Source organism: Pedobacter sp. ok626, assembly GCF_900100435.1.
Taxonomy (GTDB): domain Bacteria; phylum Bacteroidota; class Bacteroidia; order Sphingobacteriales; family Sphingobacteriaceae; genus Pedobacter.
This window is the reverse complement of sequence record NZ_FNEX01000005.1, coordinates 35,536-49,392: the sequence shown is the minus strand read 5'-3', so window position 1 is coordinate 49,392 and position 13,857 is coordinate 35,536. Positions and strand designations below refer to the sequence as shown.

The 13,857-nt window shown below is 37.9% G+C and carries 9 protein-coding genes; 2 read left to right on the top strand and 7 right to left on the bottom strand.

Annotation, left to right across the window (positions count from 1 at the left end; translation table 11 throughout):
* Window positions 1-141 precede the first annotated feature (141 nt).
* From BLS35_RS08530 to BLS35_RS08505, 6 genes are all read right to left on the bottom strand, one after another.
* On the bottom strand, window positions 142-1,317 hold the full coding sequence (locus BLS35_RS08530; protein ID WP_090779846.1) for a FecR family protein: 1,176 nt from the start codon (window positions 1,315-1,317) through the stop codon (window positions 142-144).
* Window positions 1,318-1,417: 100 nt separating this feature from the next.
* On the bottom strand, window positions 1,418-1,990 hold the full coding sequence (locus BLS35_RS08525; RefSeq protein ID WP_090779843.1) for an RNA polymerase sigma factor: 573 nt from the start codon (window positions 1,988-1,990) through the stop codon (window positions 1,418-1,420).
* Between the two features lie 941 nt (window positions 1,991-2,931).
* Window positions 2,932-5,775 carry a beta-sandwich domain-containing protein gene (locus BLS35_RS08520; protein WP_254778763.1) on the bottom strand — a complete coding sequence of 948 codons (2,844 nt, stop codon included), beginning with the start codon at window positions 5,773-5,775 and terminating at the stop codon, window positions 2,932-2,934.
* 53 nt (window positions 5,776-5,828) lie between these two features.
* The gene (locus BLS35_RS27700) at window positions 5,829-6,722 is read right to left on the bottom strand and encodes a hypothetical protein (RefSeq protein ID WP_165973266.1); all 894 of its coding nucleotides are present in this window, start codon (window positions 6,720-6,722) and stop codon (window positions 5,829-5,831) included.
* A 194-nt stretch (window positions 6,723-6,916) separates the two neighbouring features.
* Window positions 6,917-7,936: a cytochrome d ubiquinol oxidase subunit II gene (locus BLS35_RS08510; protein WP_090779836.1), complete on the bottom strand. Its 1,020-nt coding sequence runs from the start codon at window positions 7,934-7,936 to the stop codon at window positions 6,917-6,919.
* Complete coding sequence (locus BLS35_RS08505; protein WP_090779834.1) at window positions 7,933-9,267, bottom strand: cytochrome ubiquinol oxidase subunit I; 1,335 nt, start codon at window positions 9,265-9,267, stop codon at window positions 7,933-7,935. Before BLS35_RS08505 ends, BLS35_RS08510 begins: the two co-directional genes overlap by 4 nt.
* Before the next feature lie 198 nt (window positions 9,268-9,465).
* On the opposite strand from BLS35_RS08505, the gene BLS35_RS08500 reads away from it, so the two are divergent.
* The gene (locus BLS35_RS08500) at window positions 9,466-10,269 is read left to right on the top strand and encodes a hypothetical protein (RefSeq protein WP_090779832.1); all 804 of its coding nucleotides are present in this window, start codon (window positions 9,466-9,468) and stop codon (window positions 10,267-10,269) included.
* Window position 10,270: 1 nt separating this feature from the next.
* Here BLS35_RS08500 and BLS35_RS08495 read toward each other — a convergent pair whose 3' ends face one another.
* A complete protein-coding gene (locus tag BLS35_RS08495) occupies window positions 10,271-12,838 on the bottom strand; it encodes a M1 family metallopeptidase (RefSeq protein ID WP_090779830.1) in 2,568 nt (855 codons plus the stop codon).
* A gap of 145 nt (window positions 12,839-12,983) precedes the next feature.
* Between BLS35_RS08495 and BLS35_RS08490 the strand changes: the two genes are divergently transcribed.
* A complete protein-coding gene (locus BLS35_RS08490) occupies window positions 12,984-13,832 on the top strand; it encodes a DUF2911 domain-containing protein (RefSeq protein WP_090779828.1) in 849 nt (282 codons plus the stop codon).
* The last annotated feature ends 25 nt before the right edge of the window (window positions 13,833-13,857 follow it).

Genomic DNA, 13,857 nt, shown 5'->3' with positions numbered 1-13,857 from the left:
CAAGGACTGCAATCCGAGTCAATGCCGGGTAGAGTGCTTCAACACTTTTCCCGGTTTTTTTTATTCAGTTACCCCATGGTGTTTTACTTTGGATGTAAATGTCTATTCATTTTTTTGGTTTAAGGTTATAATTGATTACAGTTATTTAGAAACAACGATTCTACTTCTGTTATTCCCAATTTTTTCTATGCGAAATTTTACATCAAGATATTTTAACATATCTAAAAAAGCTGATGCATTTACACTTCTAGAGACTTCTCCACTAAATTTTACATTGGGGATTCCACTTTCGTAAACCACATCTACATCATACCATCTTGAGGCCTGACGCATTATGCTGGTTAAGTCACAGTTATTAAACTCAAACATTCCATCCTTCCAACTCCTCACTTCTCCAATATCTGCACTAGCAACATTAAGCTGGCTTTCTGTCAAAGTAGCCTGCTCGCCTGGTTTCAACACCACATCCGCTAACATTTTTGCTTTTGACTGTTTACTCCGCACGACAATTTTTACAGAACCTTCTAGCAAGGTCGTTTTAACTTCCTTTTCATCACTGTATGCACTTACGTTGAAATGGGTTCCTAAGACTTCTACGTCTTGTTGCGCAGTTTTAACGTGAAATGGTTGGTGTTTATTTTTAGTCACTTCAAAATAAGCTTCTCCAATCAACTCTACCCTACGTTCTTTTGCTGAAAATACGACCGGAAATTTTAACATTGATGCGGCATTTAACCAAACTTTACTCCCGTCAGGCAAGTTTAACTGGTACTTACCACCCCTTGGGGTAGAAATAGTGTTATAAGACAATTCCCCTACTTTCGCTTTTTCAGCTGTCGTAGACTGATCGACATTGTAAATAATCGTTCCATCTTGAGATTTTGTGATTGAGATCCCCCCTTGTTTAGCGATCTCTCCTTTAGTCCTTTCGTTAAGTATTATTTTTTGCCCGTTAGCTAGGGTTAACACCGCATTGTTTTTTCCCGGAGGTACATCAGACGCCAACTTATCGTTTTGTTGAAATAGATTTAATTGTTGGAAGTAGAAAAACAAAGCGATACCAGCCACAAGAATTACGGCTGCTGCCATTGCAATTTTAGGCCACAAGGTCAACGCTCTAGTATCTGGTTTAGCCCGCTCCTGCTGCAATCTATTCCATACCAGATCTAAATCTTTCAACTGCTCATCGAAGCGAATACTTTCTACAGCATCAAGCGCGTAGCTTAAATGCCAACTTTCCAATAAAGCCTTCTCCCGCTCAGTACACTTACCCGTCTCGTATTTTGCTAACAGCTCTTTTGCCTCTATTCTCTCCATGGTCTAAAGCATCTTATCGTGCTTATATGATGGAAGACAAATAGCCTAGCCTTATGGGGTAAATAAAAATGAAAATAATTTTAAAAAAGTTGATTTTAGTTCACAATGTGAACAGAAACAAGCTCAAACCTAGTTTTACCCTTAAAATTTTAAGGGCATGCTGGATATGTTTTCTCACAGTTTGATCAGAAAGCCCCAATTGATCAGCAATTTCTTTATGACTTAAGTTCGATTTACGACTAAGCTCAAAAACTTCACGCATCTTGTGAGGAAGCGCAGCAATTTCCTTTTCAATCAGATGGGTAAGCTCTTTTTCCCGGACCAAATGATCCGTGATACAATCACCCCTGTCAATAAAACTTTGAAGGGAGCAGATATATTGTGATTCTATCTTTTTACGCGATACTCTATTGAAAATTTTATTCCTTAAGGAGACATAAAGATAACCGGAGAGGCTGGTGCTAAATTGAATGCTTTCTCTTTTATCCCACAAAAAAGTGAAAAGTTCGTGGATAATATCCATCACTTCATCCCTATCCCGCATCCATTTATAGGCATGCGTATGGAGGATAAACTTATATCGGTTATAAATTTCGGTATACGCCAATCTGTTCCCAGACTTGAGTAAACTGACAAGTTCAGTGTCCGACGTAGATTCGTATTTGGTCCCCATACCTTAATTCCCTAAACAAAGGTAGCAAATATGGGACAATTAAATAGTTTTGAGGTATTCCTTTAACGCCATACATTTGATAGGCCGCGTTAGCCCAGCCTTTTAAATTTAGGATTAATGGTATTAAAACTTTAAAAAAAAGACCTATTTGAACTATTAAATATCGTTTTACTATTAGTTAAAAGAAACACCAGTACTTCAGCCTAAGACAAGAGACTCCCTCTTAGGTGCATGATAGGTATCTAAGCCCTACATGGAAGGTGTCGACACCTATGAGGTACCTATCATGTACCTGTCATGTACCTAGGATGTACCTGTTTGTTATAAGGTCTGACCGAGCCACAAGCGGAGGGTTCCCGAAACTAAATCCCACTCATAAAAGACAACACAAACATCTAAACAACAGATATTTAAAAAATTAAAAACCACTAATAAGAGCAAAAAAACGGTGTATGCACCAAGATGTCGAAAAGTTCCAATTTTTCTCCTAATACTGCCCAAAAACATCGCTAAACCGGAAGATAACGTCCCATCTTTATTGGAAATATCTACAAGTAGTTGATAAAAAATCAAATAAAGATAAAAAAAAACAATAAAAAAGCTAATTAATTACCAAAATAAAAGTTGTAATTCAAAATAAAATAAAAGTATTTACCCCATTAAACAACTAGTTTAACTAAACAAGCCTACGTAAAAAAGACCCGAATAATGATTCATTCGTGGCATTCCCTATTCCCAGATACATTGCAAATTCTGACCAAGCCCGATTATATAACGCTAGACTTCTAGTGGGATGCACTTCCTTAGCCCATTCATGATCCTTCGTCCAAATTTTAATAAAATAAATGAATTAACATAAATAATTACAAAACAGCCCAAAACAGAAATGCCCCCTTTAGCATAAAGCAAAAAGGGGGCATATTTTATAGGTTTAAGACCGTTTACATGAAGCTTCCGTCACCTCTACGCATAATGCCTCTGCCACCACGTCCTTGTGCACCAGACCATTTCTGCAAGCGCATGCTCAATTTAAGCATAAAGTACCTGCTTACAGGATTCACAGTTGTATTTGTATATCCTCCGTCTGCTGCTTGATCATAGCTAAGAATATTATTCTGATTTAAAATATCAAACGCCTGAAACGTGATCTGACCTCTACGATTAAATAACTGACGCTCCAAACTTGCATTGATCACTAAGGGTCTGTTATTTGTATTTCCAGCTATACCATTTATATATTGTTTACTACCATTGTAAGCGAACATCCAATTTTCCCATAAATAAATTCTCCCATCTAAATTAAGAGAAAGTGTGTTGATCGTATTGCTAACAAAACCTATTGTTGTATTGTCAGATTTATCAATTTTATACCCGATATCGGCATTGATCTCAAACCAGTCTGTAGGGTTGATTTTTGGACCAAAACGTTGATTTAAAGAGGTTATATTAGTGGCATTCAAAACACCATCCCTCATACTCAGGTTATGGCTATAGTTCGCAGTACCGTTAAGTTGCAAGTTATATTTCCTGTTGCTAAGCTGCTTACTGATATTGTAATTACCCGTTAGCCTATATACTCCGCTAACGTTCAAAAAGCGTGTTTCATTAATATTGGTTCCAGGGAGGCCTGGGTTCGGAACATTTGAAACATTTCTAATTACAGCATTCTCTGTATAAGATCCATTTGCAGTAATTGAAAGATTAAGCTTCGAATTTGCAATATAATTATTATAATCACCTCTTATAGTATGTACAAAAGTAGCATTCAGATCAGGATTACCAATAACTGGATTATTTGGATTCGTAACATCCCTTACTGGCTGTATCTGATCAAACGTAGGCTCAACTGCATTTCCCGAATAGTTCAAAGACATCCTTTGTTGTCTAGTCCAACGATATTCAAACCTAGCGATAGGAATCAGATTAAAACTGCTACGATTTGTTGTGGTTCCGAGACTTTGCTTAGTGCCGGAGAGTAATGCCGGTACACCGGTTATACCAACAGAAAAACGAACTTTGGAGGTATTTGACATTCCATATCTAAAATTCAATGCAATCCGTCCCTGTGTAAAGGAATATTTATAAATGTTACTCAATGAATCTACGACACCAGACAAGCCATCCGCCAAAATATCTCTTGTAGTTGCTGTATTGTCATATCCATTATAATTCACCTGAGCATTCACCTCAAATTGTGTATTGACTCCAAGTGGTTCCACATAAGTCATACTTCCTCGATAATTGTCACGTCTATTCTTACGGGCAATGATCTGATTGGTTACTGAATCTAAGGGATCAAAGTTTTCACGATAATAGGTTGTAAAGTTATATCTTGCCTGCTCGTTGTCCTGATTATTTTTATTCAAATCTACCTGTGTCGAAAAATTCCTTCGGTATTTTTTAAACGTGTGTTGATAAAAAACAGAAACACCAAATTCAGGAGCCGTTCTGGAAGTTTCGTTCTTTATGGTACGGTCCTGATCCATTTTCAACCCAATATCACTCCCCCTTTGCACTACCGAAGATTCACTATTATTATCAGAAGAATTTAAATTGAAAGTTGGAATAACTTTTAAGTAATCATTTGAGTCCAGATTTACTTCGAATTCAAATTTAAACTGATGATTATTTGATTTTTGAAAGCTATTGCTAAAATTATTAGAGCGCAATTGTCCAGTTGTAACACTGCCATCGGGATTAGGACGACTTATATTACTTAATGAGTTAGACTCATTCTCACTGTCGCCATTAGATTTTCCAAATTGGTAATTCAAATTATAATCAATCTTTTTTCCGATTTTATCACGGATACTAAATCTCGCATCTCCATTCTTGTTAGAGCCATTCAGCGCGTTGAGATTAATCACATCTTTAAAATTTCCATTTAAACCTACCTGCTGATTTCCATTAATTCGCGTTGTGAATAATCCAGCCTCCTTTCTCTCATTACTACCTCCAGCGGCGTTCAAATTCATCATATTACCAACAGACTTATCCGTTCTGGTCGTGATGTTCAGTACTTTTTGAGGATCCCCATCTTTAACCCCTGTACGAGCTGCTTGATCACCATAGTCATCTACGATCTGAATTTTATCAACAATCTCCGCAGGAAGATTTTTAATTGCATTTGCGATGTCTCCCCCAAGATATTCCTTACCATTCAGTTTAGCCTTTGTTACTGTTTCTCCCTGATGGACCAGACTTCCATCGTTGCCGACTTCCATTCCTTCCATCTTCTTTAACAGCTCATCAACGGTAGCATTTTTCCTCACTACATAGTCGCTGGCTTTATACTCTACCGTATCCGTTTTATAGGTTATTGAAGGTGTACCATTAATCACCACTTCATTTAAAGTGTTTTTTTGCTCTTTAAGTAAAATTGGATCCATCACAATCCTCGGAATCATGTCGTTTTGTTTAAAACGCATCACAGGGGATTTTTCATAACCTATACTTTGTATTAAAAGGGTATAGGTTGCTGATTTTACATCTTTAAAAACAAAGATACCGTCACTATTGGTTGATGTTTTCAGGGTATCCTTATCAGAAGTTAAACTAACCGTTGCGCCTATTACACCCAAATCTGTGCTATCTTTTACAATACCGCTAATTTGCCTGGTAGGTAATGGTGGAGGAACTTCCTTTTTAGCTGGCTGCTGGGAAAATACCTCGGTAAAGCTAAGCGTCATTATTAAAATGACTGCCAGTTTCTTAAAATGCTGTAGGTACTTCGACTTAAAAAGAACGCAATAGTCCTTAGCCGTAACCCAATTAAAATAGTTCATTTGTGTGCTTGTATGGTTGGGGTGTATGTGTGTGTTTCTTTACAGTATTAAGGTTATTTCTTTGCAAGTGTGTACTTTCCCCAAAAATCGGTCGGACTCATCAAAGCCTGAAAGTCCATACCGCCACCGCCGCCCATGCTAAAGTGACCGCCTCCGCCGCCACCACCGCCAGGACCACGACCGCCGCCTCCGCCACCACCGCCGAAGTTACCTCCGCCGCCACCGCCACCAAAATTTGGTAACTGTAAGCCATTCAGCTTAATGTTATAAGCAAATTCTTTCGCGTCGGCTACTGAAATACCCAAAGCCTCTAATGGAATTCCTACTTCATAGAAATAAACATTATCCTTATCGATATTAGCAAATGCTTTAATGCCATACTCATTATATATAGAGACTAATGTGTCTGTTGTATTTTTAAAACCATGAATTTTAATCTCTTTAGCCGCTACCAATTGCGTTTTCTGTCTGGCAACCATAAAAGAATCTCTTTGTTTTGCGCTCTGCGGACCACCGCCGCCGCCCATGGACATCGTCATCCCCATTGCACGTCGGCTCTGCCCACCCCCGCCGCCACCTGGCCTGCCAAAGGCAGCCGGAAGAGGATAAGTCAAGGTTATACTCTCCTTTTCTTTCTTTTTACCATCCGGATTTACCGAAAAAGTAATACCTCCCGCAAGTATTTTAGAATTGTTCGCGATATCAGTAGATTTAATAATCAGATAAAGATTTTTATCATCGTTACTTATAATATAAGAAAGACTAGTACGCTTATTCCCAGAAAAATCACTGTCTTTCCATTCAAAATTTTTACCATCAATTTTAATAGCATGAGGAGCGAATATACTAACCTCCTGCAGGTTATTTACCTTTTGAGCCTGAGCAACAGCGCCCAGACCGGCGAGTAAAACCGCGCAAAATGTCATTTTAATAAATACTGTTTTCATATTTGGTGTTATTATGTTAATTGCGATATTAAATTTAAGACTTTATAAAGTGGCTTAGGTTTAATGTCCCATTACATAATAATGGAATAATTAATTCGTCAATTTATAAAAGACCACGAATTAAGCACAAAAACCACTCTATTAGAAATTGTTCTCGTAATTTGTTACACAACTTAACAAAGTTTAACATTTGGCTAATGATCAGCCACCACTGCTTTCGGCTTCTGAAAAATATAAATTAAATAGACCAGGGCGGGTAAAATAAATAGACTACCGATAAGCAAGGCATAGCCTAATGAGGCTATCGTTTTTACCTGCCCCTGATGAGCGACAAGGGAAAGATTCTCGCCATTTTTTAGTAACACAATATCGGGAAAGTGCGTATAAGTTGCAGCAAATAAAATCATCGCCACCTGAAAACCAGCAAGCAATCGCAGCAGGATCGGTTTATCTTTATTTAGCGCATAAAACATAATAATTAAAGAAATACTAGCCGCAATAATGGCAATTAAGCCCGGTGTATCCCCAAAAATCCATGTGGCCAAGGGGATATGCTCTGCATAAGCTGCTATAAAAACCAAAGCTCCACAAAACATAACCATAAAGATTGCGCGCTTCGCCTTACCCACAAAATGCTGTCTGTCGCCATCACTATCAGTTTGTCCGATGATAAAGATAATAGCCAGAAAACCACATATACTTACAGTAAAGATGCCCACAGCTACAGAGAACCAATTTAACCAGCTAAAAATATATGCCGATATAAAATCATTTGCCTGTGGATCAATTTGGCCAGATACAGAACTCGCAGCAATAATTCCTAAAAAAAAGGGAGTAATCAGACTCGAATACACAAAAATTGGGGTATATACTTTTTGCATATCATCTTTCACCGCATCATAATTTCTAAACACAAAGGCAGTACCCCTTGCAATGATTCCTAGCAGCATACATACCAAAGGAATGTGTAAGTAAACAGAAATAGTCGTGTATATTTTAGGGAAACCTACAAATAGAATTACAACAGCAATGATTAACCACATGTGATTGGCTTCCCAAATAGGCCCAATAGCCTTATACATCGTTTTACGTGTTTTGGCCTTATTGGTTTTAGAAGTAAACAATTCGATAATACCGGCACCAAAATCAGCTCCGCCTAACAGGATATACAATAAAATGGAAGTCCACAGGAAAATAATAACTACATATATCATAATTGTTCATCTTTTGATTGGTTTGCAGAATCATATAATTTGTCGACCATGCTGATCTGCCTAAATAACAATAAACTTACGATGACGGCCAAAGAGATATACACAGCCGTAAATAAGTAAAAAGAATAAGCAATACCAGGCATAGGCGTTACAGCATCTGCTGTCCGCATCACTCCTCTGATAATCCAGGGCTGCCTGCCTACCTCTGTAACCGTCCAACCAGCTTCGAGGGCTATAAAGCCTAAAGGAGTTGCAATGACAAACAATTTTAATAACCAGCGACTGCGTAACCAGTCTTTTTTCTTCCACAAAGCGATGAAATATAATACAGCGATCAACACCATAGCCATCCCCATCCCTACCATGATCTGAAAAGCATAATGGGTAACCGCTACCGGCGGCTGATCTGCCTTAGGCACACGATCAAGTCCCTGCACCTCTCCATTGAAGTCGCCTGTAGCCATAAAACTCAACAAGCCCGGAATTTTAATCGCATAATCCACTTTCTGATTGGTTGTATCCGGTATTCCTCCTATGATGAGAGGCGCAAATCTTTCTGTATGAAAATGAGCTTCCATAGCCGCCAATTTTTCTGGTTGTCGCTTGGCCACATCTTTAGCAGAAATATCACCACTTAAAGGTTGTAAACAAGCTGCTGCAGTACCAAATACTGCAGCAATTTTAAACGCTGTACTATGGAATTTTACACTTTTTCCTTTAAGGATCATTAAAGCATGAATACCTGCAACAGCAAAACCAGTTGAAACAAATGCAGCTATACACATGTGTAGCGATTGAGAAAACCAGGCTTCATTAAACATCGCTTTTATAGGATCTATGTTTAAATACTGTCCATCGATATAATCAAAACCAGCTGGACTGTTCATCCAGGCATTTGCAGCAACCACAAGAATCCCCGAAAGTAATCCGCTAATCCCGACTACCACACCTGTTGCCCAATGAAACCATGGATTGAGCCTATTCCAACCATATAGATAAAAGCCCAAGGCTATCGCTTCAATAAAAAATGCCGTTCCCTCCAAAGAAAACGGCATTCCAAATATCGGTCCTGCATGCTCCATAAATTTGGGCCAAAGCAAGCCGAGTTCAAAAGACAATACTGTGCCCGAAACTGCTCCCGTGGCAAAGAATATAGCCACTCCCTTACTCCAGGCCTTGGTCACATCCCGGTAGACTACTTTTTTTGTTCTAAGCCAATAAAAATGGGCAACAGACATAAAAAAGGGCATCACCATACCAATACAGGCAAAAACAATGTGAAAGCCTAAGGAGAAGGCCATCTGGAGGCGGGCAGCTAAAAAATCGTCCATAATATAATTTAATAAACGTACGTGCTAAAAAGAAATCGTGCCGTAAAAGTACGGCTTATCCATTCATTCAAGGGATATTTTTCAATGATTTTTTCATGAATTGAAGAAATTAAATGTGAATATTTTTTTATTGAATTAAACATCGAGAGGTTTACCAATACCTAATCCTGAATACGATCAACATAAATCAATTGAACCATGGGCAATTTAAAACATCATCACTTTGCAGCGCTCTTTGCATTACTGTTCGTACTAGCTTGTAAGAAGAGTCGAAACACTAAAATAGAGATACCAGAACCTGAGCCACCTGTCATCATTAAAACATTGGTCCCTATAAAACTTGAAGCAGCAGGTTTAATTATCAACTTAAAATACAAGGAAAACACCACCTTACTCACAGAAATTTCTGAAGGGGAAGGAAGTACCAAAACGGTGATCACTTACAACGCAGCGCAGTATCCAATCGCACTTGAGAAATATAAGAGCAGCAAATTATTTTATAAAGTGAATTACAGACTGGAGGATAAAAAGGTAATCAACAAAGTGCTGATATTTGACTATAAAGAACTACTGCATACTTACACCCCAAGAGGATACTACACGATAAGCTATAATGATCTGCAACAACTGAGCAGCCTTCATTATTACAACAACTCAGATAATCTGATCGAAGCACAATCCTATATCAAATCTGGAAATCTATCTACGGTAACCACAACCAATGATTCGGGATTTACAAATATACATACGTATACCTTTGATCAGAAAAAGGGCATTGCCAGTAGCATCAGCTATGCTCAACTATTTACCATTGAATCTGAACATTGGTTTCTAAGCTATTACCTTAACAATCTACTCAATTATCGCAATCAAAAGTCTCCATCGGAAAACACAGATTTCAGCTACGAATATAATACCGATGGTTACCCTTCAAAAATGATGATTAGCAAAGACAAAAACACCCAAAGTATTAAAATAACCTACAAATCCATCGAACTATAAACTATTGCAAAAGCTTTTGCGCCCTAAACAAATTATCCGCAGATTGCAATATCTTGGCCTTTAGCTTGGGGTTATAATTGGGATGATTCTTTAAAAAATCGTTCACAATTGCAGCAGCCTCCGCACTTTGATAATAACCAAGTGTAGCTTGCAACCAGCTTTGAGGGAAAAAGATATCACCTGTAGTTTGGATCTCTTCCAGAAGTTCCAAACTTTTTTGCAGATATTTTACTGAGGTCGACTGCCTTAAAGGATGATGCAGGTAGTATAGGGCCGCCGACACATTCGCTTCTTTCTGTCTGTTTACTTTCTGTTCAAGGCTTTTAAAAAACTGATCTCTTTCTAACTGATCGGAAGAAAGTGCCGGCATGATGAACTCAAACCTAATCTTTCTATCTGCATCTGTAATGCGCGACAATTGATCTTTCAAAATTGTAGAAGCATTGCTTTCTCTTAATGCCAACGAAAAAGCTAAGGCTGTATAATCGTCTTCAGAAAGTTTCAAGCCTTCCGGAGCTTTTTTTGTTTTCCAAATATCGTATAACGTTTTACTTGCGTCCTGGCTTAAAAACACATCCTGATATACTTTAAACAATAGCTTTTTAGAGTTTGAGGCAGCCTGTTCCGACATGGCGCTCCAAATTCTTTTTTCCAGTAATTCGCCTAAACTGATCCGCTCCTTTGGAGTCATAAATTCCCAATAAATAGAGCCAATATAATTGGTCATCAATTTGAGATTCAGCTCTTCCTTTTCTTTACTCAATCCATCAAGAAAAAGGGTTAACAATTCTGCCGGTTTCACAAACCTGCCATTCAGCATATTCTCATAAAGTGAGATATATGCCGTAGCACGATTTAGAGATTTATCAATGGTATACAATTGAGGAAACATTGCCCGATCTACCGGCCATAAACCATAGCCCTGCCCGGATGAATTGAATAGGACAAATAATGGCAGGTCCATCCCCTCCACTTCTTTCAATTCTACCTCTGCCGCATTTAAATTAACCGTTACTTCCTTAGTATGATCAGCGTAATATAAAGTGAGCTCAAAAAACTCTGGCCAAATCCTATCCCTGCCATACTCTGCAGATTGTTTGATGGTAAACCTTCCTATTTTATCACCTTTCTTTTCTATGATATAATCTACCACCGGCCTTCCTGGTTCATTTACCCACACTTTATTCCAGGTTTGTAAATCCGCATCCGCATATTTATCCAAAATGGTGATTAGATCAGGCCAGGATGCATTACTATTGGCAAACTTCTTAAGGTATTCTCTTACCCCTTGTTTAAATTTATCTTTCCCCATTAAGCGCTCCAACTGTTGCATCATGATGGGAGCTTTATGATAGATAATATTGCCATATAAGGTTCCTGCGTCTTTTAAGTTATCCAATTCCTGTCTTATCGGGTTTGATCCTGTTGTACGGTCTATGCCGTAAGCTGCAGGAAAATGATCCACTAAAAACTTCAAATCAAATTCATCTTTACCCACACTACCCTCTGCACTTTTATCTGCCATAAAATTGGCAAACACTTCTTTCATCCAAACATCAGTAAACCAGTTCATCGTTACCAAATCACCAAACCACATATGGGCCGTCTCATGAGCAATCAAATTACTCCTCGAATTCAACTGATCTTTTGTAGCCGTTCCGTCCAAAAACAAAGCTGAAGCTTTGTATTGTATAACACCTACATGCTCCATTCCGCCAAACTGAAAGTCGGGTATTGCAGCAAAACCAAACTTTTTAAATGGGTACGGAATACTTGTCCAATCTTCAAAATACTTAAGGGCATCGGTATGGATCTTAAAGATCTCATTCATGCTGTACCGTATTTTTGCAGTATCTGTTTCTCTGTACAAAAAATCTGTGTTCATCTGCCCTACACGACCATTTTTCAGTTCAAATTTTCCAGCAACAAATGAAAACAAGTAGGTACTTAAAATATCAGAAGTGGCAAAGCGATATGTTTTACGTCCATTTAACAGTGTCGAATCTTTTAATGGCGCATTTGCCATTGCTTTCCAGCTTGCAGGAACTTTTAAAGTTAAATCATAAGTAGCCTTTAAATCGGGTTGATCAAAGCATGGGAAAACAGTTCTTGCCCTATCCGGGACAAATAAAGTATATAAATAATCCGCATTGCGATTCAAAGCAGATTCGCCTGCCTGAAATTCTATTTTAACTTGATTGGCTCCTTTTTTTAAGTATTTAGCTGCTATTAGTAAATGTTCTTTGCTATGCTGTATAGGAGTTACCTTCCCATTCACAATCAATTTTTTCAGCTTTGCAGGATTCTCCTTGAAATCAAGCTGTAAAACCTGCTTATTTTCGATTAAATCAAAGCTTAGTACTTCCATAGCTTCAATTTTCTCTGTTTTCACAGTAGGAATATCAAGCTCAAGGGCATAATGGATACGACTTACAGTTGCTTTCCGATGTATAGCCAGTTCTTTGGAGACCCCAGTTTCTATCTCTTGTCCTTCAACCCGTTCTGCGACAACAAATAAAAACAAAAAAACGACAAACTTTGTTAAAGTACTACTTGTATTGACCTTCATAGGAGCTAATTTAAGTATGATTATCTAATTTCTTCGTCAAGTTTCTATATAGAGTTTATATTTAATAAAGAATATACAATGATAGATGTAAATTAGTGGCATCAAAATATAATTGGTTAATAACCATTTAAATATATATATTCATATGAAACAGACTATTAAAGCAATTTTATTGCTAGCGTTAACCGTGTCATTAACGGCTGACCTTCAAGCTCAAGGCTTAAAAATGCCTCAACCGAGCACAAGTCAAACTATTACTCAAAACTTTGGTCTAGGTAAAATCACACTTAATTATTCTCGCCCTAACGTAAAAGGTCGTAAAATTTTTGGTGATCTGGAGCCTTATGGATCTGTATGGCGTACTGGTGCAAACTCGGCGACTACAATCAGTTTCACTGAGCCTGTTAAAATTGACGGTAAAGAGTTACCTGCTGGTGAGTACGAATTGTTTACTATCCCAGGCAAAGATGAATGGACAGTAATATTCAATAAAGCATCTAAGCAATGGGGAGCTTATGAATATAAAGAATCTGATGATGCTTTAAGAGTTAAAGTTAAAGCCAGCAAACTGAAAGATAAAGTAGAAACTTTTACGATTCAATTTGCTGATGTATATCCTACCACCGCTAAATTACAATTGATGTGGGAAAATACAGGCATAACTGTAAATATGACTACTGAAGTTGATGCTACCGTAATGGCTAGTATTGATGCAGCGATGAAAGGCGAGAAAAAACCTTACTTCCAGGCAGCTCAATATTACTATTCAAATGATAAAGATTTAAATAAAGCTTTAGAATGGGCTACTGCGGCCGAAGCTGCAGACAGTAAAGCACCATGGATAAAATTATTAAAAGGCCGGATCCAATTAAAAATGGGTGACAAAACAGCTGCTGCAAAAACAGCGGCATCAGGTTTACAATTGGCTACAGAAATTAAAAACCCTGAGTATGTACGTTTACACACGCAACTACTAAACGAGGCTAAAAAATAGTTTCTTTTCTGATGTAAAAAGGCCG

What these genes read in the sequence shown, in the direction of transcription:
- BLS35_RS08530 (WP_090779846.1), bottom strand. Translation starts at nt 1,317, where the DNA reads ATGGAGAGAATAGAGGCAAAAGAGCTGTTAGCAAAATACGAGACGGGT.
- BLS35_RS08525 (WP_090779843.1), bottom strand. Translation starts at nt 1,990, where the DNA reads ATGGGGACCAAATACGAATCTACGTCGGACACTGAACTTGTCAGTTTA.
- BLS35_RS08520 (WP_254778763.1), bottom strand. Translation starts at nt 5,775, where the DNA reads ATGAACTATTTTAATTGGGTTACGGCTAAGGACTATTGCGTTCTTTTT.
- BLS35_RS27700 (WP_165973266.1), bottom strand. Translation starts at nt 6,722, where the DNA reads ATGAAAACAGTATTTATTAAAATGACATTTTGCGCGGTTTTACTCGCC.
- BLS35_RS08510 (WP_090779836.1), bottom strand. Translation starts at nt 7,936, where the DNA reads ATGATATATGTAGTTATTATTTTCCTGTGGACTTCCATTTTATTGTAT.
- BLS35_RS08505 (WP_090779834.1), bottom strand. Translation starts at nt 9,267, where the DNA reads ATGGACGATTTTTTAGCTGCCCGCCTCCAGATGGCCTTCTCCTTAGGC.
- BLS35_RS08500 (WP_090779832.1), top strand. Translation starts at nt 9,466, where the DNA reads ATGGGCAATTTAAAACATCATCACTTTGCAGCGCTCTTTGCATTACTG.
- BLS35_RS08495 (WP_090779830.1), bottom strand. Translation starts at nt 12,838, where the DNA reads ATGAAGGTCAATACAAGTAGTACTTTAACAAAGTTTGTCGTTTTTTTG.
- BLS35_RS08490 (WP_090779828.1), top strand. Translation starts at nt 12,984, where the DNA reads ATGAAACAGACTATTAAAGCAATTTTATTGCTAGCGTTAACCGTGTCA.